This is a genomic window from Streptomyces sp. NPDC058274, from assembly GCF_042881375.1.
Classification (GTDB): Bacteria; Actinomycetota; Actinomycetes; order Streptomycetales; family Streptomycetaceae; genus Streptomyces.
Window position 1 is genome coordinate 17,696 of record NZ_JBHVXW010000022.1, and the last position, 25,268, is coordinate 42,963.

Consider the following 25,268-nt stretch of genomic DNA (forward strand, 5'->3'; position numbering starts at 1 on the left):
GCGGCGCAAGGCGGTACGGTGGGGCGTGAAGGATGCGGCTACGCGGTCCGAGGAGGGAGCCACCGATGATCCTGCTCCGTCGCCTGCTGGGTGACGTGCTGCGTCGGCAGCGCCAGCGCCAGGGCCGTACTCTGCGCGAAGTCTCCTCGTCCGCCCGAGTCTCACTCGGCTATCTCTCCGAGGTGGAGCGGGGGCAGAAGGAGGCATCCTCCGAGCTGCTCTCCGCGATCTGCGACGCGCTTGACGTACGGATGTCCGAGCTCATGCGGGAAGTGAGCGACGAACTCGCTCTCGCCGAGCTGGCACGGTCGGCTGCGGCCACCGAACCGGTGCCCGCACCGGTGCGTCGCCCGATGCTCAATTCCGTATCGGTGGCCGGTGTGCCGCCGGAACGGGTCACGATCAAGGCACCCGCCGAAGCGGTCGACGTCGTCGCCGCGTGAGGTGTCATCGCCTGAGGCGAGTGAGATGCCGAGCCTGAGCAACCTGAGGTTCGCGCTCGTGAGCTGAAGAGCTGAGAGCTGTACGACAGCCCCTGCCGGGGCTTCTCCGGGAAACCGGAGGGGGTCGGCGGGGCTTTCGTGTTTTCCGGGGCAGGCCGGGGGCGCTCTCGCGGGGGGTGGGGGTCGCGACGATCGGTCGTGGGTGGGGGCGCGGGTGCCGGTGGGTGGTGCCGGGGTGCGGATCTTGCGGGAGCGCGTTTGCCGGGGTGTCGTGGGGCGGTCATGGTGGAGGTGCGGGGGCTCGGGGCCGTGCGAAGCGATCGTGAATCGGAGGATTCGGATGTACGTCGTGAAGAGCCCGTTGTCCGACGCGGACCTGAAGACCGTGTCCGAGGCGTTGCAGGGCGCGCTGGTCGACCTGGTGGACCTCTCCCTGGTGGCCAAGCAGATCCACTGGAACGTCGTAGGACCGCGCTTCCGCTCCGTCCATCTCCAGCTGGACGAGGTCGTGGACACCGCACGGCTGCACTCGGACACCGTGGCGGAGCGCGCCTCGGCACTGGGCGTCCCGCCGGACGGGCGGGCCGCCACGGTCGCCTCCGGCAGTGGAATCGGCGCCACTCCTGACGGCTGGATCAAGGACGCGGACGCGGTGGGGGCGCTGGTGGACGCACTGGGTGCGGTGATCGTCAGGATGCGCGAGCGGGTGGTATCGACCGCCGACCCGGATCCGGTGAGCCAGGACATCTTCATCGGGATCACGGGGGATCTGGAGAAGCACCACTGGATGTTCCAGGCAGAGAACGGCTGAGGTCGGGGCGGGAGCGCGGCGGGGCGTGGTGTCTGCGCGGGCCGGCGGGGCTCGTCGAGGCGCGGGGCGCGTGGCGGGCGCGTGATGCCTGGCATGTGGCGCCGGGCGTGGCCTCGTGCCCGAGTCCTGGTGGTGACCGGACGCTGTGTGCGTGGGGTGCGCCTCTGTGCCGGTGGTGCGCCCTCCCGACCGGGAGGAGCGCGGGTCTAGCGTCTGGCTGGAGGTGGCGACCATGGCAGGGCGGATAGCGCGCTGGGGGGCGACGCTGGCGCTTGGGGGGCTGTGGTGGTGGGGCATCCTCCGGCTCGCACTGGCACCCGACGCGGGGGTGCTGGAGGGAGCCGTGGCGGCTGGGGGATGGGGGCTGAGCCTGCTGCCCGTGCACTGCGTGCCGAAGACAAAGGCTGCGGGGGCGGCGGGCTCGGACCATTGGGGGATGCGGATCCCCGGGCCGTGGGAGAGAGGGGGGCTGGGCAAGCGGGGGGCCCCGGGGGAGTGAACGGGGCGGGAGGGGGCGCAGGACCTTGCGGGGAGGAAGCGGGGCCGGCGGGCGTGCGGGTCGCGCGGGGATGGTGAGCCGGGGCGCCGGCGTGATGTGACGGCGTGCGAGGCGGGGAGGGGGCGCGCGCCGGTCGGGGGTACGCGGGCGCGCCAGGCGCGCGGCGGGGTGTGTGAGGCGCGTCAGGCATGGCTGGGGGCCGTTCTGAGGGCGGTTACCAGGGCATCGCTACGCCGCCGTTCGGGCGGAGAATCTGGCCCGTGGTGAAGGACGACGCGTCGGAGGCCAGGTGGAGTACGGCGTGGGCGATGTCGTCGGGCTCGCCGACCCGGCCCAGTGGTGACATACGGGCCATGAACGCCTCGGTGTGCGCCTGCGTCTCCCCGTGGTGGTCGGTCATGGGGGTGCGGACCCAGCCCGGCGCGACGGCGTTGACGCGGATCCCGTGCGCCCCGATCTCGTTCGCGAGCGTCTTCGTGAGCTGGACGACGGCTGCCTTCGCGGCGCCGTAGCAGAGCAGTCCGGGGCCGCCGGTGTCGATGGCCCCCGAGGCCATCGTGATGATGCTGCCCCGCACGCGCTGCGCGATCATGCGCCGCGCCGCCTCCTGGCACGCGTAGAGAACGCCCTTGAAGTTGACGCTCAGCACCCGGTCGAGATCCTCGTCCCGGGTGTCCAGGACCGCGCTGCTGTGCATGATGCCCGCGACCGCTGCCATGACGTCGAGGCGACCGCAGGACTCGACGGCCTGCTTGAGCTGCGCCCGGTCGGTCACGTCCAGGTGGTGGGTGTGGGCGGTGCCGCCCGCGTCCTTGATCAGGGTTGCCGTCTCGTGCAGGCCCTGCTCGTCGCGGTCCGCGCAGTGGACCGTGGCTCCGGCCTCCGCGAGCAGGACGGCGGAGGCGCGGCCGATGCCGCTGGCAGCGCCGGTGACGAATGCGGTGCGTCCGGTGAGGTCGTACGCCGTGAGGGGCATGAAGGGACGGTACGAGCATTTCTGACGGGTCGTCAATTAGTCGTACGGAGTTGAGTTGTGAGGTCGGAGCAGGGGCGAGCGAGGCGGGACCGGACCCTGCGTCACCGGCGTCCGGTGGCGCCCCGGGGCGTGGCGCGGTTCGGTCCGCTGGTACGGGAAGGGGCGGGGCCCAGCTGGCAGGCCGGGCACCAGTAGGTGGGCCGCTCGCGGGATCCGTCGCCCTGGTTCGCGACGCGGATGGGGGTGCGGCAGCGCAGACAGGGGCGGGGTGCGCGGCCGTATACGAACAGGAGCTGTTCGCGGTGGCCCGTGGTGCTGCGGGACGGGCGGTCGCGGTTGGCTTCGAGGAGCTTCTTGGCGAGCGCGGGCAGTTGAGCGGCGCGGGAGGCGGGGAGTGCGCCGACCGGGAGCCAGGGGGTGGCGCCGAGGAGGAAGCAGAGCTCGCTCTTGTAGATGTTGCCGATTCCGGCGAGGTTGCGCTGGTCGAGCAGGGCCTCGCCGAGGGCGCGGTCGGGGTCGCGCAGGAGGTTGGCCAGGGCCTGGTCAGGGTTCCAGTCGGGGCCCAGGAGGTCGGGGCCGAGGTGGCCGACGGCGCGCTCTTCGTCGGCGGTGCGCAGCAGCTCCAGTACGGGGAGCCGGTAGCCGACGGCTGTGCGCTCGGCGTTGCCGAGGATCGCGCGGATCTGGTGTCCCGGGCCGCCGCTCCAGCGCCGGCCGTGCTCGTACACCCGCCAGGAGCCGTCCATGCGCAGATGCGAGTGCAGAGTCAGCCCGCCCTCGATGCGGGTCAGGAGGTGCTTGCCGCGCGGGGTCACGTCCAGAACGGTGCGACCGGTGAGGTCGGCCGTGGCGAACTTCGGCACGCGCAGGTCGGAGCGGATCAGCACCTTGCCCGCGAGGGCGTTGTGCAGCCGCCTTGCGGCCTGCCAGACGGTGTCTCCTTCGGGCATGAGGTCAAGGGTGGCACGGGCTCGGGGGCTTTGCTGGGGCGCTCGGCGTGGGCCGGCAGCCGGCGGCTCCCAGGGGGCCGGGAGTGGCCGCCTTGCTGAGTGGCTGGGGTGTTCGGTTCGTGGACGGGCGTCCGGCTCGGGGATGGGCGTCCGGCTCGGGGATGGGCGTTTGGCACGGGGACGGGCATCCGGCTGGTGGGCGAGGGCGAGGGCGAGGGTCGAGGGGTCGGGCGCGGGTGCGCAGGTCGCGGGCATCCGGCTGGTGGGCGAGGGGCGAGGGGCGAGGGGCGAGGGGCGAGGGGCGAGCGGCGGCGGGTCGGGCGCGGGTGCGCAGGTCGCGGGCGTCCGGCTCGGGGACGGGTGTGCGGCTCGTGGTGGAGGGGGCGGCGGCTCAGGCGCGGATGCGCAGGCCGCGCGGTGTCGCGATGAAGCCCGCTCCTTCCAGGAGGGTGCCGAAGGGGGAGGTCAGGGCGGAGGCGCCATTGACGCGCTCCACGGTGACCGTGCCGAGGGAGCCGGCGCGAGCGGCCGCGGAGAGGGCCTCGGCCGCCGTCCGCAGGCGGGGATCCTCCGTGGCGACGCCGTCCGGCTCGGTGGGCCAGGCAAGCAGCGTCTTGCCGCCGCGCTCCATGTAGAGCGTCAGCTCGCCGTCGACGAGGACGACCAGGGAACCCGCCTTGCGGCCCGGCTTGTGTCCCGCACCCGTCGGGGGCTCGGGCCAGGACAGGGCGGCTCCGTAGGCGTTCGCCGGGTCGGCGGCGGCGAGGACGACGGCTCGGCCGGTCCCGTCGGCGCGGGACCGGCTGCCGGGGTAACCATTCGCGTACGGGTGGCCGGAGCCGGTCGGGAAGCCGCGGTCGCCGCGAGCGCTGCCTGGGCCTGCGGAACGGGGACGGGTGGCGAAGGGGTCGCTGCCGTTCGGTACGTCGAGGTCGCCGGGGAACGTGAAGTCTCCCGGGGAAGTGGGGTCGTCCAGGAAGCCGGAGCCTGGCGGGGCGTCGAGGTCGTCCGGGAAGGCCGAGCCTGCGGGCGTCCCGGACACTCCGGGTGAGCCGAGGCTCGAGCTCGAAAGCGAACCTGACCCCGAACTCGGCCCCGAGCCCGGCCAGCCCGGCGCTTCCGCCGGAAAGCCGGGCTGACTGCCGGCCTTGTCCGGCGTGGAGAAGCCGGACGAGTAGTCCGGCTGGAGTGTCTCGCCCCGTTCGCGGGCGTTCGCCACCGCGCGCAGCCGGTCCACCGCGCCGTCCATCGCGAACTGGGCGGCGCCGAGGCCCTCCACCACATATCCACGGCGGGCCTGACCGCTGTCCTCGAAGGCGGACAGGATGCGGTAGACCGCCGAGAAACCGCCCTCGACGCCCTCCGCGGCTACGGCCCCCCGGGTCACCACGCCGTGGCGGTCAAGCAGCGTACGGGCCAGCGCGTGGCTGCGGATGGTGAGGTCGGGCTCGCGGTCCGGGAGCAGAGACCAGCGGCCGGCGACGGTCGGAGGGCCCGTACGGGACTGGGGGCGCGCGGCGCCGGTCAGGGAGCCGTACCGCCCCCGCGGGACCGAACGCTTCGCGCGGTGGGCCGTGGAGCCGGCCGTGCGCCCGGAGCCCAGGACCGAGCGCATCGGCGCGAGCGTGTCGTTCGTGAGCCGGCCGGACCAGCCCAGCTCCCAGACGGCGTCGGCCAGTTGGGGGTCGGTGGCGTCGGGATGGGTGGTGGCGCGGACCTGGTCGGCGATCTGGCGGAAGAACAGGCCGTAGCCGCCGGAGAGGGTGTCCAGGACGGACTGCTGGAGCGCGGTCAGCTCCAGTGGGTGCGGGGGCGGCAGGAGCAGCGGAGCCGCGTCCGCGAGATAGAGGGAGACCCAGCCGTCCTTGCCGGGCAGAGCGCCGGCGCCGGCCCAGACCACCTCTCCGGCCGCGGTGAGTTCGTCGAGCATCGCCGGGGTGTAGTTGGCCACGCGGGACGGCAGGACGAGCTTTTCCAGGGCGGAGGCGGGCACCGAGGCGCCCTGCAACTGCTCGATGGCGCGCACCAGTCCGTCGACGCCCCGCAGGCCGTGCCCGCGGCCGATGTGCTGCCACTGCGGCAGGAACTGCGCGAGCGCGGCGGGCGGCACGGGCTCCAGCTCGTGGCGCAGGGCGGCCAGCGAGCGGCGTCGCAGCCTGCGCAGGACTGTCGCGTCGCACCACTCCTGGCCGATGCCCGCCGGATGGAACTCGCCTTGTACCACCCGGCCGTTGGCCGCGAGCCGCTGCAGTGCTCCCTCGGTGACGGCCGGCCCCAGCCCGAAACGGGCCGCGGCCGCCGCCGAGGTGAACGGGCCGTGGGTGCGCGCGAACCGGGCGAGGAGGTCGCCGAGCGGGTCCTTGACCGGCTCGGTGAAGGCCTCCGGGACACCGACGGGCAGCGCCGTGCCCAGTGCGTCGCGCAGCCGGCCGGCGTCCTCGATCGCCGCCCAGTGGTCGGCCCCGGCGATTCGGACCTTGATGGCGCGGCGGGCTCCGGCGAGGTCCTGCGCCCACTGCGGATCGGCACCCCGCTCGGTCAGCTCGGCGTCCGTCAAGGGACCCAGGAGACGCAGCAGGTCCGCGACACCCTCGGCATCCTTGACGCGACGGTCCTCGGTGAGCCACTGGAGCTCTCGCTCGAGCTCGGTCAGGACGTCGGCGTCGAGCAGCTCACGCAGCTCGGCCTGGCCCAGCAGCTCGGCCAGCAGGTGTGAGTCCAGGGAGAGGGCCGCGGCTCGCCGCTCGGCGAGCGGTGAGTCGCCCTCGTACAGGAACTGGGCGACGTATCCGAAGAGCAGGGAGCGGGCGAACGGTGACGGCTCCGGGGTGGTGACCTCGACGAGGCGCACCTTCCGGGACTCGATGTCGCCCATCAGTTCCGTGAGTCCAGGGACGTCGAAGACGTCCTGGAGGCACTCGCGGACGGCTTCCAGGACGATCGGGAACGAGCCGAACTCGCTGGCCACCTCGAGCAGTTGGGCGGCGCGCTGGCGCTGCTGCCAGAGCGGGGTGCGCTTGCCGGGGCTGCGGCGCGGCAGCAGCAGCGCGCGGGCGGCGCACTCCCGGAACCGGGACGCGAACAGGGCCGAGCCGCCGACCTGGTCGGTGACGATCTGGTTGACCTCGCCCTTGTCGAAGGCGACGTCCGCGGCACCGAGGGGCGCCTGCTCGGCGTCGTACTCCGTGCCGAGCTTCCGGGGCTCCTGGTCGAGCAGGTCCAGGCCCATCAGGTCGGCGTCGGGCAGTCGCAGCACGATGCCGTCGTCGGCATGCATGACCTGGGCGTCCATGCCGTACCGCTCGGAGAGCTTGGCGCCGAGCGCGAGCGCCCAGGGGGCGTGGACCTGGGCTCCGAAGGGGGAGTGCACGACGACCCGCCAGTCGCCCAGCTCGTCACGGAACCGCTCGACGACGATCGTCCGGTCGTCCGGGATGTGACCGCAGGCCTCGCGCTGTTCCGCGAGGTAGGAGAGGACGTTGTCGGCCGCCCAGGTGTCCAGGCCTGCGGCGAGCAGCCTGAGGCGGGCGTCCTCCTGGGAGAGCGAGCCGACCTCGCGGAGGAACGCGCCCAACGCGCGCCCCAGTTCGAGCGGACGGCCCAGCTGGTCGCCCTTCCAGAAGGGCAGCCGGCCGGGGACACCGGGGGCAGGGGACACCAGGACGCGGTCGCGGGTGATGTCCTCGATGCGCCAGGAGCTGCTGCCGAGCGTGAAGACATCGCCGACACGCGACTCGTAGACCATCTCCTCGTCGAGCTCGCCGACGCGGCCGCCGCCCTTCTTGGGGTCGGATCCGGCGAGGAAGACTCCGAAGAGGCCGCGGTCCGGAATCGTGCCCCCGGAGGTGACGGCGAGGCGCTGGGCGCCGGGGCGCCCGGTAATCGTGCCGGCGACGCGGTCCCACACCACGCGCGGGCGCAACTCCGCGAAGGCGTCCGACGGATAGCGGCCGGCGAGCATGTCGAGCACGGCCGTGAACGCCGACTCGGGGAGCGAGGCGAAGGAGGCGGCACGGCGGACCGTGGCGAGCAGGTCGTCGAACTGCCAGGTGTCCAGGGCGGTCATGGCGACGAGCTGCTGGGCCAGCACGTCGAGGGGATTGGCGGGAACACGGAGGGACTCGATGGAGCCGGTGCGCATCCGCTCGGTGACCACGGCGGCCTGGACGAGGTCGCCCCGGTACTTGGGGAAGACGACTCCGGTGGAGACCGCACCCACTTGGTGGCCCGCGCGGCCCACCCGCTGGAGGCCGGAGGCCACGGACGGGGGTGACTCGACCTGAATGACCAGGTCCACCGCGCCCATGTCGATGCCCAGTTCGAGGCTGGACGTGGCGACCACCGCGGGCAGGCGACCCGCCTTCAGGTCCTCCTCGACCAGGGCTCGCTGCTCCTTGGAGACCGATCCGTGGTGGGCGCGGGCGATGACCGCGGGGGCACCCTGGGCGGCCCCCGAGCCGCCCATCAGCTCGGCCGGGGAGTGGTGCTCGTCCAGCGGCTCGCCGGTGGCCCGCTCGTACGCGATCTCGTTCAGCCGGTTGCACAGGCGCTCGGCCAGGCGGCGGGAGTTGGCGAACACGATTGTCGAGCGGTGGGACTGGACGAGGTCGGTGATCCGCTCCTCGACATGCGGCCAGATGGAGGGCTTCTCGGCGCCCTCCTTCCCGTCCGCGACGGGGGAGCCGCCCAACTCGCCGAGATCCTCGACCGGGACGACCACGGAGAGGTCGAACTCCTTGTCCGACGGCGGCTGGACGATCTCCACCTTGCGGCGCGGTGAGAGATAACGCCCGACCTCGTCCACCGGGCGCACTGTCGCCGACAGGCCGATGCGGCGCGCGGGCCTGGGCAGCAGCTCGTCCAGCCGCTCCAGGGAGAGCGCCAGGTGGGCGCCGCGCTTGGTGCCCGCGACCGCGTGCACCTCGTCGAGGATCACTGTCTCGATGCCGGTCAGCGCGTCGCGCGTGGCCGACGTCAGCATCAGGAACAGCGACTCCGGGGTGGTGATCAGGATGTCCGGAGGGCGGGTGGACAGGGCCCTGCGCTCGGCGGGCGGGGTGTCCCCGGAGCGGATGCCCACCTTCACCTCGGGCTCGGGCATGCCCAGCCGGACCGCCTCCTGCCGGATGCCGGTCAGCGGGCTGCGCAGATTTCGCTCCACATCGACGGCGAGGGCCTTGAGCGGTGATACGTACAGCACCCGGCAGCGCTTCTTGGGGTCGGCCGGGGGCGGGGTCGAGGCCAGCTGGTCGAGCGCGGCGAGGAAGGCGGCCAGGGTCTTTCCGGAGCCCGTGGGGGCCACCACCAGCACGTCCGAGCCCTGACGGATCGCCTCCCACGCCCCCGCCTGGGCCGCGGTGGGCGCGGAAAAGGCCCCCGTGAACCAGCCGCGGGTCGCGGGGGAGAAGCCGTCGAGGGCTCGGTGTGCGGAGCTGACCATGCGTCCATCCTGCACCCAGCCACCGACAATGCGCCTGACCTGCGAAGACGCTGTCGTGGCTCGAGGTCTCCCGGTTCCGGTGCCACAGAGTCGTGGCCCTCCGGCGCCCGAGCCGGATGGCGCAGAATGGACGCCATGGCAGGTTCCGGGGAGCGGGCACGGCACTGGCAGTACGAGGAACTGCCAGGGGTGGATCTGCTCCGTGCCAGTTACGTCGAGAAGATCTTCGTGCGGCACACCCACGAGAACTTCGTGATCGCCGCCATCTCCGAAGGGGTCGAGGTCTTCCATCACGGCGGCGCCGACCAGTACGCGGGCCCGGGAGCCCTGGCTCTGGTCAATCCGGAGACCCCCCACACGGGCCGCGCCGGTGTTCCCGAGGGCTGGCGGTACGGGGCGGTCTATCCGTCGCCGGAACTGGTGGCCGAGATAGCCGCCGAGACCACCGTGATTCGCGGAACGCCCGGATTCACGAACCCGGTGCTCGACGATCCGTACGCGGCCGGCCTGGTCCACCAGGTGTTGCGGGCCGCGGACGAGGGCAACGCACTCGCCGCCGACACCCTGCTGCGCGTCGCCGTGACCCGCCTCCTGCGGCTGAACGGCGGCCCGATGCCAGGCCGTGCCGTGCGCACCGCCGGTGCCCGCATCGCCGCACGCGCGCGTGCCGTGCTCCAGGAGCGGATGGCCGACCCGCCGACCCTGGAAAGGCTCGCTGCCGACCTCGGCGCCAGCCCGTTCGCGCTCCTGAGGGCGTTCCGGGACACCTACGGAATGCCGCCCCACACCTGGCTGACCGACGCCCGCGTCCGCACGGCACGCCACCTCCTGGACGCCGGCACCGCACCCGCGGAGGCGGCTGTCGCCGTCGGCTTCACCGACCAGCCGCACCTCAACCGCCACTTCACACGGATCGTGGGCGTGCCGCCGGGCGCCTACCAGCGCGAACGCAGGTTCTCAGGGGGAGAGGCGGGCGAGCGCAAGAACGTACAAGACTCACGAGGCGACCTCGTCCTACCGTTCGAGGCGTGGGAGAACAGACAGCAGTCGAAGACATATGCGACCGGGACGGCCGACACGACCCGGACGACGGACACGACCCGGACGGCCGACTCGGCCACGACGACCGGAGCCACCGAGACGGTGAGGGGGTCGGGAAGCCCGACTCCGCCGTCGTACGAGACGCCCTGGGAGTCGGGGTCGCCGTCGGACTGTCCGGTTTCGCCTTCGGGGTGACCTCGGCCGGCAGCGGCCTGACGCTGCTGCAGACGTGCGCGCTCAGTCTCCTGGTGTTCACCGGCGCCTCGCAGTTCGCGCTCGTGGGTGCGCTCGCGGCCGGGGGCAATCCGCTCACGGCAGCCGCCGGAGCGTTCTTCCTCGGGGTGCGCAACGCCTTCTACGGGTTGCGCCTGTCGCAGTTGCTGGCCCTCCCGCGCGCGGTGCGGCCGTTCGCCGCCCACTGGGTCATCGACGAGACCACGGCCGTGGCGCTCGCCCAGCCCACGCGGCGCAGCGTCCGCCTCGGCTTCACCGTCACCGGGCTGACCCTCTACGTGCTGTGGAACCTCACCACACTGCTCGGCGCGATCGGAGCCGAGGCCATCGGCGACACCGACGCGTGGGGGCTGGACGCGGCCGGCCCCGCCGTCTTCCTGGCCCTTCTCGCGCCAATGCTGAAGTCCGTGACCGAGCGCGCCGTGGCCGGCATCGCCGTCGTCCTCGGGCTCGCCCTGCTGCCCGTCCTGCCCGCCGGTGTACCGGTCCTGGTGGCAGCGCTCGCGGCTCCGGCCGTTCTCTACGTGGAGGGGCGCCGCAGGCCGCCATCCGGCCACGCAGCGGAGAAGCGGGCGCAGAACGAAGCGCAGAACGATGCGCACGACGGAGCGCACGACGGAGCGCACGACAGCGTACGGAACGAAGCCCCTGGGGAAGACCGATGAACATCTGGATCGCGATCGCGGCGACCGCCGTCGGCTGTTACGTCGTCAAGCTCATCGGGCTGCTGATCCCGGCGGGGGTCCTGGAGCGGCCTCTGGTCCAGCGTCTCGCGGCGCTGCTGCCCGTCGCCCTCCTGGCGGCCCTCACAGCCCAGCAGACCTTCGCGGACGGGCGCGCACTGGTGCTGGACGCCAAGGCGGCCGGGCTCGCCGCGGCCGCGGTGGCCCTGATCCTGCGCGCGCCCTTCCTGCTCGTGGTCGCCGCCGCCGTGGTCGTGACGGCGGGGGTGCGGGCGATGACGGGCTGAGGTCTCCCGGGCCGGCGGCTTGGCCTGTGCGGTCAGCCCGTCGGCCCCGTGGGCCCGTCGGCACCAACGGCCCGTCTGCAGACCGGTTCAGGCGATGGGCCGGCCGTACGCGCGCAGGGTGCGCAGCGCCTCGATCGTCACCATGGGGCGGCACTCCAGGGCCGTGCCCGGCGCCCATTGGCGCCAGCGGACCGGCCAGCCGCCGTCCGCCTGCTGCTCGCTCGCCAGGTGGTCCAGCGCGCGGGCCATCTCCTCGTCCGTGAACCACGCGCGCGCGAGTGATCCCGGAGTCCTCGCGTAGTCGTACGGGAAGTGATGCTCGCCCGGCGCGTATCCCGAAGCGACCGGATAGGCCGCCGGACGGCGAGGCTCCAGTACGGCCAGCCGCTGTTCGCGGACCAGGCGGCCCAGCCGGTCGGCGGCCGCCTCCGCGCGCGGGCGGTCGGACGCGGAGTCCAGGAAGGCCACCGCGGCCTCGATCTCGTACGGATGGGACTTCTCCAGGGAGTCCACCGCCTGCCAGCAGAAGTCGGTGGCCCGGAACAGCCAGGCGTGCCACACCTCGTTGCGGTGCAGAAGGCCCACTACGGGAGCGGTGGCGAGAAGCTCGCTCGGCGGGTCGTCGACGATCGGTACGAAGGGGGCCGTCGGATAGCCGCGCTGGCTGGGAAGGATGGCCGGCAGTGCGCCGTCCGGGCTCGACACGGCGGTCAGATAGCGGCACACGCGCTCCACCCGCTGTCCGCCGCAGCGCCCGATCGAGTCCAGGACGCGCAGCGCGTGGGCGGTGTGCAGGGGTTGGCTGACCGGACCGCGCAGATCGGGTTCGAGCGCGTGACCGTACCCCTCGTCCTCGTTGCGGTAGGCGGCGAGCGCGGTCTCGACCGCGTCGGCGCCGCTTTCGCCGCCGTCGAGGAAGTGGTGCTCGAATCGCCGCTGCTCCAGCACGCGCGCGGTGAGCCAGACGAAGTGCTCGGCGCGCGAGAGCGGGGTGTGCGCCGGGGGCGTCGGGGGGAGTGGGGATGCTCCTGTTTCGGCCATGGGTCAGACCGTAGGACGGAAAGCGTTCTCGACAAGTGGTCCCGGCCCGGGCCCACTCTCAGGGGCGGGATACTGGAGTCATGCGGTTGACGGTCTTCTGGCAGCGGATGGCGGATCACTTCGGTGAGGGGTACGCCGAAACGTTCGCACGTGATCATGTGATGACGGAGCTCGGTGAGCGGACCGTGCATCAAGCGCTGGACTCCGGCTGGGAGGCCAAGGACGTGTGGCGCGTGGTGTGCTCGACCATGAACGTTCCGCAGGAGAACCGCTGACGACGCGAGCCTGAGCGCGTGGGAGACCGTTGGGGGAGGTCTGAGCGGCCACGAAGATCGTGTCGCGGGCCACGAAGATCCCCCGACGGGGGCCGATTGTCGGTGGTGTGGGCGAGACTTGCACCGTGGCCCCGACAGACGAGACCTCGCAGGTCCCCCAGCACGCATCGCCGTTCGGTACGACACCGCCGGCCGGCCCTCCCGCCGAGGACGCCGCCGGGCGGGGCGGCCGCATGCCCCGCTGGCTCCCGCGCGCCATGGTGCTCGCCCTCGCACTCGTCGCTGTCTTCCAGTTCGGCAGCTGGGCGTTCCACCAGCTCACCGGCCTGTTGATCAACATCCTCATCGCGTTCTTCCTGGCGCTCGCGATCGAGCCGGCGGTGAGCTGGATGGCCGCGCACGGCATGCGCAGAGGGCTGGCCACCTTCCTCGTCTTCCTGGGCGCGATGATCGTGACGGCGGGCTTCATCACGCTGCTCGGCTCGATGCTCGCCGGCCAGATCATCAGGATGGTCGAGGGCTTCCCGGGATATCTCGACTCGGTCATCAACTGGGTCAACACGACCTTCCACACCGAGCTCAGACGGGTGGACATCCAGGACAGCCTGGTCCACTCCGACTGGCTGCGGAAGTACGTGCAGAACAGCGCCACGGGCGTCCTGGACGTGTCCGCGCAGGTCCTCGGCGGCCTGTTCCAGCTACTGACGATCACCCTGTTCTCGTTCTACTTCGCCGCCGACGGTCCGCGGCTGCGGCGCGCGCTGTGCTCCGTCCTGCCGCCCGCCCGGCAGACCGAGGTGCTGCGCGCGTGGGAGATCGCCGTCGACAAGACGGGCGGCTATCTGTACTCGCGCGGACTGATGGCGCTGATCTCCGGTGTCGCGCACTACGTCCTGTTGCTGGCGCTGGGCATCCCCTACGCGCCCGTGCTCGCCGTCTGGGTCGGCCTGGTCTCACAGTTCCTCCCCACGATCGGTACGTACCTGGCGGGTGCCCTGCCGATGCTGATCGCCTTCACGGTCAATCCCTGGTACGCGCTGTGGGTGCTGATCTTCGTCGTGATCTACCAGCAGTTCGAGAACTACGTGCTGCAGCCCAAGCTGACCTCCAAGACGGTGGACATCCACCCCGCGGTCGCCTTCGGATCCGTCATCGCGGGCACCGCGCTCCTCGGCGCCGTCGGCGCGCTCATCGCCATCCCGGCGGTCGCCACGCTCCAGGCCTTCCTCGGCGCGTACGTGAAGCGGTACGACGTCACGGACGACCCCCGTGTCCACGGACACCGGATACGGCGGCCGGGCAGTCTGCTCCGGCGTGCGCGGCGGCTGTGGGGGCCGCGGGACGCGGAGTCGGAGGACGGGTCTTCCTGACTGTCCGACTGTCCACAGCCCTCGCGTCGGCTGTCGGACCCCCGTCCTAGGGTGGCGGACATGGACGGTTCGGATGCACGGCGGGTGAGGCTGGAGCCCTGGGGCGAAGGCGATTTCTGGGTTCTGCAACGGAACAACACCCCCGAGATGACGGAACACTTGGGCGGCCCCGAGACCGCGGAGCAACTCGTCGCGCGGCACCGGCGGTACGTCGATCTGGAGCCGGGGCGGGGACAGATGTACCGGGTCACACTGGCGGACACCAGCGGATCCGGCACCAGCACCGGCATCCCCGGCACCAGCACCGGCATCCCCGGCACCAGCACCGGCATCCCCGGCACCAGCATCGGCGTGCCCGGCACCAGCACCGGCATCCCCGGCACCAGCACCGGCATCCCCGGCACCAGCACCGGCGTGCCCGGCGACACCGTCGGTTCGATCGGGTTCTGGGAGCGTGCGTGGCGGGACGGGACGGTGTGGGAGACCGGGTGGGCGATGTGGCCCGAGTTCCAGGGGCGGGGTCTGGCCGCGGCGGCGGCCCGCGCGGTCGCCGAGGCAGCGAGGGCTACCGGGAGGAATCAGTACCTCCACGCGTTTCCCGGTGTGGACCACCCCGCGTCGAACGCGGTGTGCCGCAAGGCGGGGTTCGAGCTGCTCGGCCCGGTCGAGTTCGAGTACCCGAAGGGCCACTGGATCACGTCCAACGACTGGCGGGTGGATCTGAGCGCCCTCCGCGCGCGGGGCGATGTGCGATGAGCGGGAGCTTGGGGACGGAGGGGGCCGCGGGGCCGGGAGCCGGGGAGCCCTTCGGCCCCGTCCACGAATGCAGACCCGTCATGCCCGGGGGTGCCCGGGCGGGGCGGGCCCATCAAGCCCGGGGTACGCCTGGGTTGCGGGTCGGCAACGGCCCGTTTGGAGGGGTGAATTCCGCACGACCGTACGGGCATGCCTGAACCTGTCGACGAGCAGTCCTCCCGCTGGAAGGATGCCCTCACCGAGGGTTGTCTCCTGCTGCTCGTGCTGGTGGCGGACGCGGTGGCCGGGCTGGTGGTCATCATCGTGCTCGCGCTACGAGCGCTGGGCCACATGGACGCCGGCGCCGGGCGGGCGGTGGCCGGCCCACCGCCCGCAGACTGGGCGCCGGTGCTGTGCTTCGGCGCTCTGGCCCTGGCGGTCGGCGTGACGGCCATCATGCTGCTGCGGGTCGGGTACCGAGTCGTCGGGACGATCCAGCTGGCGCTCTGCGTCGTCCTGGCAGGAGGCGCGCTGGTGGGCTGGCCCTGATCCAGGGAGCGGTCGGAGGTGCGGTCCCCGAGCCGGACCCGCTCGCGACCGACTCAACGTGTCCTGCACCTCCCCGGACATGACCACGGAGGCCACTCCCGCACCGAGGACCGTGCACAAACCCGCATCCATCAAGGTCCGATGGCCCACGCTCAGGGTTCGTGTCACAGGGCAGCCAATGGTGCGCGGCTTGCGCGTGGTGCGCTTGACACCAAAATCGAACATCTATTCTTATGGAGTCTTCGGCAGGGCTTTCGGCGGGGATTTCCGGCGGAAGTGTCCGAGTTATCCACAGGCCGGGCGGCCGTCGAGGCGCATTGTCAGTGGCAGGCGCTAGCGTCATTGACGTGAAGCGATCGACTCAAGCAAATCGGGTGGAACCCATGGCAGGTACCGACCGCGAGAAGGCGTTGGACGCCGCGCTCGCACAGATTGAACGGCAATTCGGCAAGGGCGCGGTGATGCGCCTCGGTGAGCGACCGAACGAGCCCATCGAGGTCATCCACACCGGGTCGACCGCGCTCGACGTGGCCCTGGGCGTCGGCGGTCTGCCACGCGGCCGAGTGGTGGAGGTGTACGGACCGGAATCCTCCGGCAAGACGACGCTGACGCTGCACGCGGTGGCGAACGCGCAGAAGGCCGGCGGCCAGGTGGCCTTCATCGACGCCGAGCACGCCCTCGACCCCGAGTACGCGAAGAAGCTCGGCGTCGACATCGACAACCTGATCCTGTCGCAGCCGGACAACGGCGAGCAGGCTCTGGAGATCGTCGACATGCTGGTGCGCTCCGGCGCGCTCGACCTCATCGTCATCGACTCGGTCGCGGCCCTGGTGCCGCGCGCGGAGATCGAGGGCGAGATGGGTGACTCGCACGTGGGTCTGCAGGCCCGTCTGATGAGCCAGGCGCTGCGAAAGATCACCAGCGCGCTCAACCAGTCGAAGACCACCGCGATCTTCATCAACCAGCTCCGCGAGAAGATCGGCGTGATGTTCGGCTCGCCGGAGACCACGACCGGTGGCCGGGCCCTGAAGTTCTATGCCTCGGTGCGACTCGACATCCGTCGTATCGAGACGCTGAAGGACGGCACCGACGCGGTCGGCAACCGCACCCGCGTCAAGGTCGTCAAGAACAAGGTCGCGCCGCCCTTCAAGCAGGCCGAGTTCGACATCCTCTACGGGCAGGGCATCAGCCGTGAGGGCGGCCTGATCGACATGGGCGTGGAGAACGGCTTCGTCCGCAAGGCCGGCGCCTGGTACACGTACGAGGGCGACCAGCTCGGCCAGGGCAAGGAGAACGCGCGCAACTTCCTGAAGGACAACCCCGACCTCGCCAACGAGATCGAGAAGAAGATCCTGGAGAAGCTGGGCGTCGGCGTGCGGCCGGAGGAGCCCAAGCCCACTGTCGAGCCGGTCGCGGACGCGGCGGTCACGGCCCCTGCGGACGAGGCCGCGAAGACGGTGCCCGCTCCGGCGGCCAAGGTCACCAAGTCCAAAGCCACGGCGGCGAAGAGCTAGTCAGTGACACGGCGAACCGACTGGGCCGAGTCCGCCTATCCCGTCACCCCCGGAGGACAGGTCTCCCGGGGGGACGGCGCCTCGACCGGAGACGGCGGAGGGTCGTACGGCGAGGAGGCGTACGACAGCGACGGGCTGTACGGCCGTGGCGCCGACGGTGCTGGGCCGTACGGCGGTGGTCCGGGCGCGGACGGCGAGGGTTCCTCGGCGGGCGGCTCGCGCAGGGGCGGCCGGCGTGGTGGTGACGGCGGTCCGCGCGGGGGCGGACGTAGCCGTGGCCGCCGCGGGCGCGGTGGCTTCGGCGAACCGACCGGCGATCCGGCGAGCGACCTGTCCGGCGACCCACAGGACGGAGGCCCCCCTTTCTCGTCGAGGGCCGAGAAGGGGGAGTCCCCAGGGGACCCGGCTGAGCGGGCGAGGGCGATCTGTCTGCGCCTGCTCACCGGGACCCCGCGCACGCGGAAACAGCTCGCGGACGCGCTGCGCAAGCGTGAGATCCCCGACGACGTGGCGGACGAGGTGCTGTCACGGTTCGAGGAGGTCGGACTGATCAACGACGGTGCCTTCGCGGACGCCTGGGTGGAGTCCCGGCACCACGGCCGCGGGCTGGCCCGGCGGGCGCTCGCACGGGAGTTGCGTACCAAGGGCGTGGACTCGACGCTGATCGACGAGGCCGTCGGGCAGCTCGACTCCGAGCAGGAGGAGGCGACCGCGCGCGAGCTCGTGGCTCGCAAGCTGCGCTCCACGCGGGGCCTCGACCGTGACAAGCGGCTGCGACGCCTCGCCGGCATGCTCGCCCGCAAGGGGTACCCCGAGGGCATGGCCCTACGGGTGGTCCGACAGGCGCTGGAGGAAGAGGGCGAGGACGCGGAGGGGTTGGAGGACGAGGGGTTCTGACCCTTCGGGTCCTTCCTGGCTTCGGGTCCTTCCTGGCTTCGGGTCTTACCTGGCTCGGGTTCTTCCCGGTCCTCAGGACCCTCTGGTCTCGGTCCTTCCCGGTCTCGGGTCTTTCCTGGCTCGGATGATTCCTGGCCCTCAGGACCCTCAGGACCCCCTGGTCTCCGGCGCCCTTGGGCCCTCCGACTCGTCTGGCGTGCCGGGCTCCACTGCCCCTTCCGGACCCCGGGGGGTGAGGCCGAGCCGGCGCGAGTCGGATCGGCGTGAGTCGGCGCGGTCCGGGCCACGCGGCAGTTCGAAGGTTCGGCCACCCCAGAGCGCCAGCGCCCACAGCGCCCACAGCCGCCACAGCCGAAGCAGGGCTCACGGCACCCACCGATCTAACAACCGGAATAGCTGCCTCAGCGTCTCAGCGCTCCAACGCCCAATGTCTCAGCGCCCAATGTCTCAGCGCCCAACGTCTCAGCGCTCCAACGCCACCGCTCTCACAACCCAAAACAGCCCCACCCCAAGCTCAGGCCCTGGCCAGCCCACACGCCCAGCACCCCGCTCCCCAGCTCGCCACCCCCCAGCCCCGGCGCCCAACATCCCAACCCCGAGCCCCTTACCCGCCAACCCCCAACCCCCCACCTGGGGTTAACCCCCCACCCGAGACACCGGTCCGCCGCAATGCCCAGATGCCTGTGCACAGACGACTGTGTACCCATGGCACAGGAACCCGGTGCGAAACCCGGTGCGAAGAGCCCGCCGGTGGGCCCGCAGGCCCCCATTGAGCTCTCCGATCTCGCCGCCCTGAAGGCGCTCGCTCAGCCCCGGCGGCAGCGCATGCTCCAGCACCTCACCGTGCACGGGCCCGCCACCTCGGCGACGCTCGCCCGGGCACTCGGACTCAACACGGGGGCCACGAGCTACCACCTGCGTGAGCTCGCGCGGTTCGGCTTCGTGGAGGAGACGACGGAGACGGCAGAAGCGAGCGGTCACGGCCGCGAACGCTGGTGGCGGGCCGTCCCCGGCGACCGGCGCTTCCCGCCGCGCAGCCGTCAGAGCCCCGAAATGCGGCTCGTGATGGACGAGTTGAATCATCACGCGTACGCCGCCGACCTCGAGCTCTTCGAGCGGATGCAGCTCCAGCAGGGTGCGGCCGACGACCGCTGGGCCGACGCCTTCCCGTACTCGCGGGGCACGATCCGGCTGACGCTCTCCGAACTCCAGGCGTTCTTCGAGGAGTACGTCGCACTCCTCAACCGCTACAAGCGCCCCGAAGCCGAGACCCCGGCCAACGCCCGCACCGTGCTCACGCGATTCCTGGCCTTTCCGGCCTCCACCGACGCCGACGCCGGCGCCGACCCCGAGGCTGGCCCCGACCCCGACCCCGGCCCCGACCCCGACCCCGACGCCGAAAGCGCCCCGGCCGCCCAAGTACCGGAGGCCACCCCCGCCGAGGCCCCTGGTGCCGCGCGTTCGCGCAACCACCCCGCGCCCCACAACCACCACCACAACAGAGGAAAGGCCGACCCCTCATGATGCTGCGATACGCCCTCCAGACCGTGCGGGCGCGCAAGGGCGGCTTTCTCGGCGCGTTCTTCGCCCTGATGTGCGCGGCCGCCCTCATCACCGCGTGCGGCACTCTCCTCGAAACGGGACTGCGCGGCGCGATCAGTACGGAACGGTATGCCGCGACCCCCGTCGTGGTCTCCGCCGACCAGAACGTCCACCAGACCACCGTCAAGCACAAGAAGGGCAAGACCAAGGTCAAGCACAAGGCCAAGCCGATCGCCGAGCGGGCCTGGCTCCCCTCCGATCTCGCCGCCCGGCTCCGCGAGGCTCCCGGAGTGGGTCGCGTCGTCCCCGAACTGACCTTCCTCGCACAGCCGTTGACGCCCACCGGCACCGGCACCGGCACCGGCACCGGCACCGGCACCGGCACCGGCACCGGCACCGGCACCGGCACCGGCACCGGCACCGGCACCGACTCCGAAGCGAAGGTGAACCCCGCCTACGGCCACGCCTGGGAATCCGCCGTCCTCACCCCGTACCGGCTCACCGCCGGCACCGCGCCCGCGTCCGACGGCGATCTGGTCGTCGACCGAGGCCTCGCCGAGCGCGCGCACCTCAAGCCCGGCGACCGCCTCACCGTCCAGTCGACGCAGTCCCCGCGCAGCTACCGCGTCAGCGGAATCGCCGCGCCCGCCACTGCCCTACGCCACCAGACCTCTCTCTTCTTCTCCACGGCCGAGGCCCGGCGCCTGGCCGCTCACCCAGGCAAGGTCACCGCCTTCGGTGTGCTCCCCGTCAAGGGCACGGACACGGCGGACCTCCAACAGGCCGTCACCAAGGCACTGCACGGCACCACCGCGCAGGTCAGCACGGGTGAGGACCGCGGTCCGGTCGAGTTCCTCGACGCGGCCGCCGCCCGTATCCGGCTGGTCAGCATGGGGGGTGCGATGGGCGGCACCTCCCTGCTCGTGGCCGTCCTGGTGGTCGTCGGCACCTTCGCGCTCTCCGTGCAGCAGCGTCACCGCGAACTCGCCCTGCTGCGCGCCATCGCCGCCACCCCGGGCCAGATCCGGGCCCTCCTCGGCCGTGAGGCCCTGATCGTGGGCGCTCTCGCGGGAGTGACGGGCGCTCTCGTCGGCCTGCCGCTGGGCGCGTGGCTGCACGGACGGTTCGTGGCCATGGGTGCCGTGCCCGTCACCCTTCAGCACACGGCCAGTATCTTCCCGATGTTCGCCGCGATCGGCGCCACCCTCCTCGGTGCCTGGGCCGCCGCCCGTATCTCGTCGCGCCGCATCTCCCGGATCCGGCCGGCCGAGGCGCTCGCCGAGGCCGGGCCGACCGCGGCCGTCCATCCTGGGGTCGGATCCTGGCCGGCCTCGCGCTGCTGGCCGGTGGCGCCGTCCTCGTCGCCGTACTCAGCGCTCTGCGCACCGAGCCCGCCTCGACCCCCGTCACCTTCCTGGCCGTGGTCGTCCTCGCCGGCGCCGTCGCCCTGCTGGGCCCGCTGCTGGTCAGGGCGGCAGCGGCCGTCCTCGGCGGGCCGTTGCGCCGGTCCGGCCCCGGCGGAAAGCTCGCCGCGGCCAACCTGCGCGGCAACGCGGCCCGCCTGGCCTCCGTCGTCACTCCGCTCACCCTCCTCATCGGCATGACCTGCACGGTCCTGTTCGTCCAGCCGACCCTCGGCGACGCGGCCCGGGCTCAGGCGCGGGCAGGCATCCGCGCGGACTGGGTGGTCGCCGCGCAGGGCCCCGGTGTCCCGGCCGAGGCGGCACGGCAGCTGCGGGCGGACCACGACGTCGTCACCGAAGTGGTCCGTACGACGGTCCGGGTGGGCCTCGACAAGTACGCGGCCCAGGGCGTCACTCCCGCCGGCCTCACCCGCACCTGGGACCCGGACGTCACCGCCGGTTCCCTCGACGACCTGAAGAACACCACGGTCGCGGTCAGTGAACTCGCCGCGGACCAGCTTCACTTGAAGCCCGGCACCAGCCTGAAACTCACCCTCGGTGACGGCACGCCCGTCCGGCTCACCGTCGCCGCCGTCTACGCCAGCGGTCTCGGCTTCGGCGATCTCACCTTTGCCCATGATCTGGTCGCACGCCATGTGGACAACCCGCTCGCCACCTCCGTCCTCGTCAGCACAGCCCGTACACAGACACAACTCGCGACTACGCTCCGTGAGTTCCCGGGTGTTCAGGTTCTCGCGCCGGCCGCCGCCGATTCGATCCAGGCCGAGCGTCAGCAGGCGAACGCGGGGGTCAACTACCTCGCCATGGGGCTGGTCCTGGCCTTTACCGCCATCGCCGTCGTCAACACGCTCGCCATGTCGCTCTCCGAGCGCATCCGCGAGTTCGCGATGCTCCGCCTCGCGGGAGCCACCCGTCGCCAGGTACTGCGGATGCTGCGCACCGAGACGCTGTCGGTCCTGTTGCTCGCCACCTCGCTCGGCAGCGGAATCGCCCTCGCGGTCCTGACCGCCTTCAGCACCGGCATGACCGGCAGCGCGGCACCGGCCGTCCGGCCCCTGGTGTACGTCTCCGTGGTCGCGACCGCCGCACTGCTCGCCCTGGTCGCCACCTCGCTCCCCGGCCGGATGGCGCTGCGCCCCCGCCCGGTCACCGTGGCGACGGCCAGGGAGTAAGGGGCGCAACGCAAGGACGGGCGCCCCTTACCTTCAGGGGCGCCCGTCCTTGCCTGCGACGTCAGTGACTCCTCGTACGGTGGCCTAGGGCGTCACCGGGTATCCGGCCGCCTTCCAGGCCTGGAAACCGCCGATCAGGTCGGTCGCCCGGTGCAGGCCCAGCTGCTGGAGGGAGACGGCCGCCAGGCTCGACGCGTACCCCTCGTTGCAGATGACCACGACCCGCAGATCGTGGCTGGTGGCCTCCGCGGCGCGGTGGCTGCCCTGGGGGTCGAGCCGCCACTCCAGTTCGTTGCGCTCGACGACCAGGGCGCCGGGGATCAGCCCGTCGCGCTCGCGCAGAGCCGCGTACCGGGTGTCGACCAGCAGGGCTTCGCCCGCCTTGAAGAGGTCGTACGCCTCCGTGGCGTCCACCCGGTCGAGCCCTTCGCGGACCTGGTCCAGCAACTCGTCTATTCCGACGGGACGTTCGGGTCGAATGCTCACTGCCAGTCCTCCGGACGCTCGACGTGCTCCAGGCGCAGCACCTGACCCGTGCGGCTGTAGCGGCGGATCTGCGGCAGGGGCGGGTAGTAGGCGTGGACGGAGATCGCGTGCTCATCGGTGGACTCGTTGAGCACCTCGTGCACGTGGTGTTGGCCGAAGGCGCGGCCCTTGCCGGCCGGCAGCCGCCGATTGCGGTCCACACCGTCGGCGAGTTCCAGGGTCCGCCAGCCGTCGGCGGGCAGCCGCGCGGTGAGCGAGTTCTCCTTGAGCTCACCCGAGGCGGTGACGAATGCGCCGACGGACTCGGCGTGATCGTGCCAGCCGGTCCCGGTGCCGGGGGGCCAGCCGATGAGCCAGGCCTCGCTGCCCCCGGGGCCTTCCAGACGTACCCAGGTACGGCCTTCGGGGTCGAGCGGGAGGGAGGCGATCAGTTCGGGGTCGGCTGCCGATCGGCGCACGAAGTCGAGCAACTCGGCCTGGGTGGGAGCTTGTGTGGGTGCGGAGACAAGGGGTGACACGGACACGGGTACCGTCCTGGGCTATTTCGCGTGGAAGCGCGCGGCACCGCACAGAGGGGCGCGCGAAGGAGAGGGATGCGAATTCAGCGGGACGGACGACACACGCAGCCCGCATAGCGGAGGAGGTCCATATGGACCCTCCGCCACAGGTGCACGCAGGTGTCGGTCACGATCCGGAGTACACCATGGCCGTGCGGCCTGTTCAACTCACCATCACTATGTGGACGCCCCGGATGCGGTCCGGGGCGGCGGCCGCCGGCGTCCACAGGACGGTCGCCCCAGCATGTCTCCGCCGCCGCGCCGGCACCACGCCCGGGCTTCGCCGGAGGGTGGATGCCCGGCTCCCAGGAGGTCGCAGGCCCGCGCGGGCCTGCGATCACAGCCGGTGCGCCCTTCACTCCGGTCCGAGTCCACCGCGAGCACGGGCCCCACCAGGGCATACGGTCATGACGGCTCCGGCCGGACCCGATCCGGCCTGCACGGAGGCGTGGCCGTCGCTCCGGCCGGTGTCCACCACCGCACAGGCCTGGCCCCACCGCGCGCGTCAGCTCCGGCCGGCCGCCGCCTCGGTGCGTGCCGGGCCGCCCAGCGTCGCTTCCGCGGCCGCGTACAGGTCCGCGGGGCGCACCCCGCTCAAGGCCGTGACCAGGTGACCGTCCGGCCGGATCAGCAGCACGGTGTGCGCGGCGGCGCCGGGATAGCTCTCGGCGACCAGGAGCTCGGCGGAGTGCGGCAGCGCGGTCACCGCGGCCGCGAGCCGGGGCATGACCCCGGCCGTCACCCAGTGCTTGCGCTCCCACACGCCGGTCCCGGGTGCGATCAGCACCACCAGCAGCACTCCGCGCCCCAGCCGCTCCCGCAGCCGTACGAAGGAACCGTCCTCCGCGGTCACCCGCACATCGACCACGGGCGCGCCGGGCGGCGTACCCACGGCGACCTCCGCATCGGCGTACGGAGGCGCGAGCGGCGATTCGGCGTACGCCCCCGGCGCACCGAGCGGGCCGCGCCCCAGGTGACCGTCCGCGAGCAGCGCGTCATGGCCACGGGCCGATCCGGGCACGTACGAACGCAGCCCAGCGCCGCCGCGCAGCCCGGGAAGTGCCTGGTCGGCGACGCGCAGCCGGGCCGCGACGATCGCGCGCCGCTCCGCCTGATAGCTGTTGAGCAGTGCCTCGTGCGGTCCGTGGTGCCAGGCCAGGGCCAGTTTCCAGGCGAGGTTGTCGGCGTCCCGCAGGCCCTCGTCCAGCCCGTGGGTGCCGAGCGCGCCGAGCAGATGCGCGGCGTCCCCGGCGAGGAAGACCCGGCCGACCCGCCAGCGCCGGGCGAGCCGGTGGTGAACGGTGTGGACCCCGGTGTCGAGCAGTTCGTACGGCGGTGTCGAGCCGCCGCTCCAGCCCGCGAGGGTCTCCCGGACGCGCGCCACCAGAAGGTCCGGGGTGACCAGGTCCTTCCCCGGCGGCAGCAGCCAGTCCAGGCGCCACACGCCGTCCGCGAGAGGGCGTCCGGACACCTCGCCGGCCGAAGGGCCCGACGTCCGCCACGGCGGCATCCGGTGCAGCAGCGCCTCGCCGGGCCACGGCAGTTCCGTGCGCAGGGCCGCCACCGCGTGCCGTTCCACAGCCGTACGGCCGGGGAAGCGGATGTCCTGGAGCTTGCGTACGGTCGAGCGCGGTCCGTCGCAGCCGATGAGGTAACTGCCGCGCCACCACGTGCCCTTGGGGCCGCGGGTGTGGGCCGTGATCCCCGACGTCTCCTGTTCGACGGAGTCGAGCCGGCTGTTCGCCGCGATCTTGACGAGCCGCTCGCCCGCGATGGCCTCGCGCAGGGCGGCGGTCAGGACGTGCTGGGCGATGTGCAGCGGGGCGGGCAGCGCCTCGCCGTCCGGGTCCAGCGCGCCGCCGCCCGTGTCCCCGAAACCGTGCCCGGTCCCGCCGGCTCCCTGGGCACCCGCACCGGGGGTGTCCCCGGCGCCCTCCGTGTCGAACGTGACCTCGCGCATCACCTGCTTGCGCCGCATCGACCGCCATCCGGCCCAACGGAGACCGGCCGTGGAGAGCGGGAATCCGGTCAGCCGCTCGATGAGCGCGGTGGTGTCCTCACGCAGCACGACGGTCCGTGCGAGCCGCTGCTCGTCCTTGCCCGGCCCCTCGTCGAGGACCACCGAAGGGACCTCCTGGCGCGCCAGCGCAAGGGCGAGCGTGAGTCCTACGGGCCCCGCTCCGACGATGATCACCGGGTCCATGACGCGGTGCCCCCTGCCCGGAGCGGTGTCCTCGGCGACGTTCGGGAACAGGCAGGTGGAGCGGGGTGCACGATCACAGAACGTATGCAACCCATTGCCGGTGCTTGCGTCAAGTGACGGAGGCAGCGGCGATCACGCC

At 72.2% G+C, this 25,268-nt stretch carries 20 protein-coding genes and 1 pseudogene; 13 read left to right on the forward strand and 8 right to left on the reverse strand.

Translation table 11 applies throughout. The annotated features are described in order from the left end of the window. Positions 1–65: 65 nt before the first annotated feature. On the forward strand, positions 66–443 hold the full coding sequence (locus ACFVYF_RS31885; protein ID WP_383289058.1) for a helix-turn-helix domain-containing protein: 378 nt from the start codon (positions 66–68) through the stop codon (positions 441–443). A gap of 340 nt (positions 444–783) precedes the next feature. After that, entirely contained in the window at positions 784–1,254 is a 471-nt protein-coding gene (locus tag ACFVYF_RS31890; RefSeq protein WP_389460983.1) for a Dps family protein, read from the forward strand. A 713-nt stretch (positions 1,255–1,967) separates the two neighbouring features. On the opposite strand, the gene ACFVYF_RS31895 is transcribed toward ACFVYF_RS31890, so the two are convergent. From ACFVYF_RS31895 to ACFVYF_RS31905, 3 genes are all read right to left on the reverse strand, one after another. Next, a complete protein-coding gene (locus tag ACFVYF_RS31895; protein WP_389460985.1) occupies positions 1,968–2,729 on the reverse strand; it encodes an SDR family NAD(P)-dependent oxidoreductase in 762 nt (253 codons plus the stop codon). 101 nt (positions 2,730–2,830) lie between these two features. Then, on the reverse strand, positions 2,831–3,679 hold the full coding sequence (locus tag ACFVYF_RS31900; RefSeq protein WP_389460987.1) for an Fpg/Nei family DNA glycosylase: 849 nt from the start codon (positions 3,677–3,679) through the stop codon (positions 2,831–2,833). A gap of 391 nt (positions 3,680–4,070) precedes the next feature. Next, positions 4,071–9,119, reverse strand: a complete 5,049-nt coding sequence (locus ACFVYF_RS31905) for an ATP-dependent helicase (RefSeq protein ID WP_389460989.1) — start codon at positions 9,117–9,119, stop codon at positions 4,071–4,073. A gap of 135 nt (positions 9,120–9,254) precedes the next feature. Between ACFVYF_RS31905 and ACFVYF_RS31910 the strand changes: the two genes are divergently transcribed. From ACFVYF_RS31910 to ACFVYF_RS31920, 3 genes are read left to right on the forward strand one after another with little or no spacing between them, the layout of a single operon-like run. Further along, a complete protein-coding gene (locus ACFVYF_RS31910) occupies positions 9,255–10,355 on the forward strand; it encodes an AraC family ligand binding domain-containing protein (protein ID WP_389460991.1) in 1,101 nt (366 codons plus the stop codon). Continuing rightward, a complete protein-coding gene (locus ACFVYF_RS31915; protein ID WP_389461169.1) occupies positions 10,307–11,059 on the forward strand; it encodes an AzlC family ABC transporter permease in 753 nt (250 codons plus the stop codon). The genes ACFVYF_RS31910 and ACFVYF_RS31915 overlap by 49 nt, the downstream gene beginning before the upstream one ends. After that, positions 11,056–11,364, forward strand: coding sequence for an AzlD domain-containing protein (locus ACFVYF_RS31920; RefSeq protein WP_389460992.1), 309 nt, complete (start codon positions 11,056–11,058; stop codon positions 11,362–11,364). The genes ACFVYF_RS31915 and ACFVYF_RS31920 overlap by 4 nt, the downstream gene beginning before the upstream one ends. 87 nt (positions 11,365–11,451) lie before the next feature. Here ACFVYF_RS31920 and ACFVYF_RS31925 read toward each other — a convergent pair whose 3' ends face one another. Next, positions 11,452–12,405 carry a hypothetical protein gene (locus ACFVYF_RS31925; protein ID WP_389460994.1) on the reverse strand — a complete coding sequence of 318 codons (954 nt, stop codon included), beginning with the start codon at positions 12,403–12,405 and terminating at the stop codon, positions 11,452–11,454. Between the two features lie 80 nt (positions 12,406–12,485). Between ACFVYF_RS31925 and ACFVYF_RS31930 the strand changes: the two genes are divergently transcribed. From ACFVYF_RS31930 to ACFVYF_RS31965, 8 genes and pseudogenes are all read left to right on the forward strand, one after another. Further along, positions 12,486–12,680 carry a DUF3046 domain-containing protein gene (locus ACFVYF_RS31930; RefSeq protein ID WP_389460996.1) on the forward strand — a complete coding sequence of 65 codons (195 nt, stop codon included), beginning with the start codon at positions 12,486–12,488 and terminating at the stop codon, positions 12,678–12,680. Between the two features lie 125 nt (positions 12,681–12,805). Continuing rightward, complete coding sequence (locus tag ACFVYF_RS31935; RefSeq protein ID WP_389460998.1) at positions 12,806–14,050, forward strand: AI-2E family transporter; 1,245 nt, start codon at positions 12,806–12,808, stop codon at positions 14,048–14,050. A 60-nt stretch (positions 14,051–14,110) separates the two neighbouring features. Further along, positions 14,111–14,806: a GNAT family N-acetyltransferase gene (locus ACFVYF_RS31940; protein ID WP_389461000.1), complete on the forward strand. Its 696-nt coding sequence runs from the start codon at positions 14,111–14,113 to the stop codon at positions 14,804–14,806. A 189-nt stretch (positions 14,807–14,995) separates the two neighbouring features. Continuing rightward, entirely contained in the window at positions 14,996–15,334 is a 339-nt protein-coding gene (locus ACFVYF_RS31945; RefSeq protein WP_389461002.1) for an inner-membrane translocator, read from the forward strand. Between the two features lie 383 nt (positions 15,335–15,717). After that, a complete protein-coding gene (gene recA / locus ACFVYF_RS31950) occupies positions 15,718–16,848 on the forward strand; it encodes a recombinase RecA (protein WP_389461003.1) in 1,131 nt (376 codons plus the stop codon). Positions 16,849–16,851: 3 nt separating this feature from the next. Then, the gene (gene recX / locus ACFVYF_RS31955; RefSeq protein WP_389461005.1) at positions 16,852–17,745 is read left to right on the forward strand and encodes a recombination regulator RecX; all 894 of its coding nucleotides are present in this window, start codon (positions 16,852–16,854) and stop codon (positions 17,743–17,745) included. Positions 17,746–18,450: 705 nt separating this feature from the next. Continuing rightward, positions 18,451–19,269: an ArsR/SmtB family transcription factor gene (locus ACFVYF_RS31960; RefSeq protein ID WP_389461008.1), complete on the forward strand. Its 819-nt coding sequence runs from the start codon at positions 18,451–18,453 to the stop codon at positions 19,267–19,269. Beyond that, positions 19,266–21,883: pseudogene (locus tag ACFVYF_RS31965) on the forward strand (FtsX-like permease family protein). The gene ACFVYF_RS31960 and the pseudogene ACFVYF_RS31965 overlap by 4 nt, the downstream one beginning before the upstream one ends. A gap of 84 nt (positions 21,884–21,967) precedes the next feature. Here the strand turns inward: ACFVYF_RS31965 and ACFVYF_RS31970 are convergent. The 4 genes from ACFVYF_RS31970 to ACFVYF_RS31985 form a co-directional block, all read right to left on the reverse strand. Continuing rightward, positions 21,968–22,369 carry a rhodanese-like domain-containing protein gene (locus ACFVYF_RS31970; protein WP_389461010.1) on the reverse strand — a complete coding sequence of 134 codons (402 nt, stop codon included), beginning with the start codon at positions 22,367–22,369 and terminating at the stop codon, positions 21,968–21,970. Next, positions 22,366–22,893 (reverse strand): cysteine dioxygenase, encoded by a 528-nt coding sequence (locus ACFVYF_RS31975; protein WP_389461011.1) that lies wholly within the window; start codon positions 22,891–22,893, stop codon positions 22,366–22,368. The genes ACFVYF_RS31970 and ACFVYF_RS31975 overlap by 4 nt, the downstream gene beginning before the upstream one ends. A gap of 77 nt (positions 22,894–22,970) precedes the next feature. Continuing rightward, positions 22,971–23,327: a putative leader peptide gene (locus tag ACFVYF_RS31980; RefSeq protein WP_389461013.1), complete on the reverse strand. Its 357-nt coding sequence runs from the start codon at positions 23,325–23,327 to the stop codon at positions 22,971–22,973. Between the two features lie 104 nt (positions 23,328–23,431). Then, positions 23,432–25,129: an FAD-dependent monooxygenase gene (locus ACFVYF_RS31985; RefSeq protein WP_389461015.1), complete on the reverse strand. Its 1,698-nt coding sequence runs from the start codon at positions 25,127–25,129 to the stop codon at positions 23,432–23,434. Positions 25,130–25,268 lie beyond the last annotated feature (139 nt).

Coding starts and splice junctions, on each gene's coding strand:
- ACFVYF_RS31885 (WP_383289058.1), top strand. CDS start 66: ATGATCCTGCTCCGTCGCCTGCTGGGTGACGTGCTGCGTCGGCAGCGC.
- ACFVYF_RS31890 (WP_389460983.1), top strand. CDS start 784: ATGTACGTCGTGAAGAGCCCGTTGTCCGACGCGGACCTGAAGACCGTG.
- ACFVYF_RS31895 (WP_389460985.1), bottom strand. CDS start 2,729: ATGCCCCTCACGGCGTACGACCTCACCGGACGCACCGCATTCGTCACC.
- ACFVYF_RS31900 (WP_389460987.1), bottom strand. CDS start 3,679: ATGCCCGAAGGAGACACCGTCTGGCAGGCCGCAAGGCGGCTGCACAAC.
- ACFVYF_RS31905 (WP_389460989.1), bottom strand. CDS start 9,119: ATGGTCAGCTCCGCACACCGAGCCCTCGACGGCTTCTCCCCCGCGACC.
- ACFVYF_RS31910 (WP_389460991.1), top strand. CDS start 9,255: ATGGCAGGTTCCGGGGAGCGGGCACGGCACTGGCAGTACGAGGAACTG.
- ACFVYF_RS31920 (WP_389460992.1), top strand. CDS start 11,056: ATGAACATCTGGATCGCGATCGCGGCGACCGCCGTCGGCTGTTACGTC.
- ACFVYF_RS31925 (WP_389460994.1), bottom strand. CDS start 12,405: ATGGCCGAAACAGGAGCATCCCCACTCCCCCCGACGCCCCCGGCGCAC.
- ACFVYF_RS31930 (WP_389460996.1), top strand. CDS start 12,486: ATGCGGTTGACGGTCTTCTGGCAGCGGATGGCGGATCACTTCGGTGAG.
- ACFVYF_RS31940 (WP_389461000.1), top strand. CDS start 14,111: ATGGACGGTTCGGATGCACGGCGGGTGAGGCTGGAGCCCTGGGGCGAA.
- ACFVYF_RS31945 (WP_389461002.1), top strand. CDS start 14,996: ATGCCTGAACCTGTCGACGAGCAGTCCTCCCGCTGGAAGGATGCCCTC.
- recA (WP_389461003.1), top strand. CDS start 15,718: ATGGCAGGTACCGACCGCGAGAAGGCGTTGGACGCCGCGCTCGCACAG.
- ACFVYF_RS31960 (WP_389461008.1), top strand. CDS start 18,451: ATGGCACAGGAACCCGGTGCGAAACCCGGTGCGAAGAGCCCGCCGGTG.
- ACFVYF_RS31980 (WP_389461013.1), bottom strand. CDS start 23,327: ATGCCCTGGTGGGGCCCGTGCTCGCGGTGGACTCGGACCGGAGTGAAG.
- ACFVYF_RS31985 (WP_389461015.1), bottom strand. CDS start 25,129: ATGGACCCGGTGATCATCGTCGGAGCGGGGCCCGTAGGACTCACGCTC.